This window comes from Thermodesulfobacteriota bacterium (assembly GCA_040756475.1).
Lineage (GTDB): Bacteria > Desulfobacterota > Deferrisomatia > Deferrisomatales > JACRMM01 > JBFLZB01.
Map to the genome: position 1 here is coordinate 1 of JBFLZB010000306.1, position 3,282 is coordinate 3,282.

The 3,282-nt window shown below is 73.3% G+C and carries 2 protein-coding genes; both read right to left on the reverse strand.

Features of this window, described 5'->3' with window-relative positions; all coding sequences use genetic code 11:
* Positions 1–37: 37 nt before the first annotated feature.
* The gene (locus AB1578_22905; GenBank protein ID MEW6490749.1) at positions 38–2,632 is read right to left on the reverse strand and encodes a DUF1566 domain-containing protein; all 2,595 of its coding nucleotides are present in this window, start codon (positions 2,630–2,632) and stop codon (positions 38–40) included.
* A 116-nt stretch (positions 2,633–2,748) separates the two neighbouring features.
* Positions 2,749–3,282: hypothetical protein (locus AB1578_22910; protein ID MEW6490750.1), on the reverse strand; the 534-nt coding region annotated here is incomplete at its 5' end.

The following is a 3,282-nucleotide window of genomic DNA, read 5'->3' on the forward strand; positions in this document are numbered from 1 at the left end:
GATGGGGCCGCTGTGCTCGACGCCGCCTGCACCTCGTTCAGTACGGCCGCAGCTGCTCCAGGAAGCAGGCTCCCCGCCGGCCCGATGCGGCGTCCTGGGCGGGTGGGGGCGGCGTGGTGGGCGCGGCACCGGTTTCCTCCCCCTCCGGAGCTGTCCCGGAATCGGGACCGGACGAGCCGACAGGCGCGGGCTCGCCGGTTCGCACCGGCCACAGGGCGGCCACCGCCGCTCCTCCTGCCCGCGCCGTTTGGGACGCGTCGCCCGTGCCCAGAAAGGCCGCCTTGGGCTCGGGGTCGGACACCCAGATACCCCCGGCCGGGAAGTCGGAGAAGGGGTGCCCCTCGGGCAAGGGGGGCCCGGACCGGGAAAAACTCAGGAGGGCGTAGAGCTCGGGCCGGGTGGGCAGGCGCCAGTCGGCGTAGGCTGACCCGTACCCGGCACAACCTACCCCCTGACCGGGCCGGGCCAGGAGCTCCAGCGCCTCCCCCAGAGCGTCCGCGGCCCAATCTCCCAGACACCCGGCATCCCCGAGCCAGGTCACCCCGGTCACGGGATCCGTCGCGGTCCCGTCGCCGTTGTCCGCGAAGCGGGGCACGGGCCAGGGGGCCCCGGCCCGCAGCTCGCCGTCCTGGCCGGTTCCCGGGCAGGAGAGCTCCGCCCCGGCCCGGTCGTAGCACGCCGTCTGTCCCGTGCGCAGGGTCTCCGGAACGACCCCCGGGGCCGTGGCCACAGCCCACGCCACGGCCCGGGTGCCCTTGTCGGCCACCCCCAGGGATCCGTCCTCCAGGTCCACGACCCAGGCCTTTTCCGGCGCACCGACATAGCTGGTGGAGCTCCAGAGGGGGACGGGGGAGAGCGCGCCCGCGCCGCGGGCTTCCAGCCACTGCGCCAGGTCCGCACAGGTTCCCTCCGGGCACGCGAGATCCCTCCGGGGTCCCCACGCCAGGCCGAGCACTTCGTTGGCGTTGGGCAGCCGCCACGTCAATCCGCCGCCGCCGCACGCGGGGTGAAGCCCGCGGTTCACTTCGGCCACGTAGGAGAGCGCCTCCCCCCAGGTCAGGAGGGGGCGGCAGTCGGGCTCGGCGCTCCATACCAGGCCCACCGCCAGATCCACCAGGGTGCCGTCCGGGGTCGGCGCGAACCGCCCGTCGGGGTCGAAGCGCCCTGCGCGTTCGGGCAGCGGCGGTTCCGGGGGGGTCCCTCCCCCGGGCTCGGTCTCCTCGGGGGGAACCGCCGAGAAGGTGGCGCTCACCGCGTGGGGAGCTGTCACGTTCCTCAAGGCGTAGACCGAAACGGCTCCTACCGAGATGCCGTCGACCCGAACGTCCTCTACCTGGAAGCCCTCTGCGGCCACGAAGCGCACCGTGAGGTTTCCCCCGTGGGAGACCTCCACGGCGCCCGCCGGCTCTACCGTCCCCCCCGGTCCGGCCGTCGTGGTGACGGTCCAGGATGCGGGCAGGAGCTCGTCCGCCGAGAGGGGCTCGAAGACCACCTCCACCAAGCGGTCGGCGCTCAGGGCATCCAGGGTGAACGAAGAGCCGCTCACGCTCACCCCTACTCCCTCCACCCGCACGGCGGCCAGCCGGTGGCCGGGGGCCGGAGAAAACGCAAGGGTGACATCGGTGCCGTCCTCCGCCACCACGGGGCCCCGGGGCGAGACCTCCCCCGAGCCGGTCACGACCACGGTGACGGTGTGGGGCTGGCGGAAGAGCTGGAAACGCTCGACGCGCCCGGTGTTGAGGGAGGCCACGGCGAGGCGCAGGGAGCCGTCCAGGGCGAGCCCCAGGGGCGTGCGCAGGGGGTGGTCGGGGTCGTGGATGCTGCCCAGGAAGGCGCCGTCGGCGCCGAAGACCTGGACGAGGTTCTGGAAGGCGTCGGTCACGTAGAGGCGTCCCGCCCGGTCCGCCTGCACCCCCACGGGCCGGGCCAGCCGGCCGTCGCCCAGGCCGAAGGCGCCCACACGTCGCTGGAACGTGCCCTCGAAGCTGAAGACCTGGACCCGAGCTCCCCCCTGGGTGCCGGTGCGGCCCACGGGGGGCGGCCGGTCCACCACGTAGAGCTCGCCGGCTTCCTCGCGCAGGGCGAGGCAGGTGGGGGAGGTGAACCGGCCGTCGGCCGTGCCGGGCTCTCCAAAGGTGCGCACGAGGAGCCGATCCGAGCCGTAGACGCGCACCTGGGAGGCCTTGCCGTCGATCACGTACGCCCTGCCGGCGCTGTCCACCGCGATGCCCGTGGGGTGCTGGAGCTCTCGGCGTCCCTGCCCCAGGTGGCCGGCGGGAGCGAGATCCGGGCCGAAGACGTCCACGCTGCCGGTCTCGTCGTTTCCCACGAAGAGCTTGCCGTCGGGACCCACTGCCAGGCTGATGGGCCGGCGCAAGCCCCCCAGGGTGCGCAGGAGGTGGCCTTCCGCGGAGAAGACCAGCACCCGATTGCGGCTCGACTCCGCCACGTAGACGCGGCCGTCTGCGCCGGCCGCCACGGCCGTGGGTGCGGTCAGCTCCCCTGTCAGGGGAGGGAGCCGGGAGACGGTGAAGCCGCCGGAGGAGGCTCGGGCGAGACCGGGCCAGCCGAGCAACCAGACGGCAAAGCAAACCGCCAAGAGTGAGAGCACCCGGCTGTGTCGTTCCCTCATCGTCCCACCTCCTCGGCTTCCGCGTACCCGAAGCCGGCTTCATACCGGATCGCAGCCGCCCCTGCCGGTTGCTCCTCGTCGTTCGGCGAAGAGCCCGGCCCGGCGGCCGAAATGTGCTACTCCATGGGGTGCACCAACACTTCGATGCCGTCCCGGATCGAGCCCTCCTCCACCGCCACCGCAAGGGGCGCTTCGCCGCCGTGGAGCCCGTGCCACTGCCCGGGCAGAGGGGGACCGCCGTACCCGCTTCGGGCGCCGACAAAGTACGTGCCTCCCGCGGGCAGGCCGAGGAAGAACGATCCGTCGTCACCCACCGGGCGGGAACGCAGTGGGGGAGCCCCCCCCACGAGCTGGCCGGGGTCGGCCGAGGCGAACGCGTACACCCCGGCGGGCACCCGTCCGTTGTCGTCCCGCACCACTCCCCGCAGGCCTGTTACGCCGATTCCGGGCTCGTCCTGCGCCTCCGGGTCCCGGTGCTTTTCCACCACGTGGACCGTGACGGTCCAGACGTCGCCGCTCCGCAGGGACACCGGGTTGCCGTCGAAGTATCCGAAGAGATCGCCGACCTCCAGGGGACCCAGGTGGCCGTCCCCGTTGCGGCTCACCGCCACCAGGTGGTAGTCCCCCGGAGGCGCCTCGATCCGGAATCG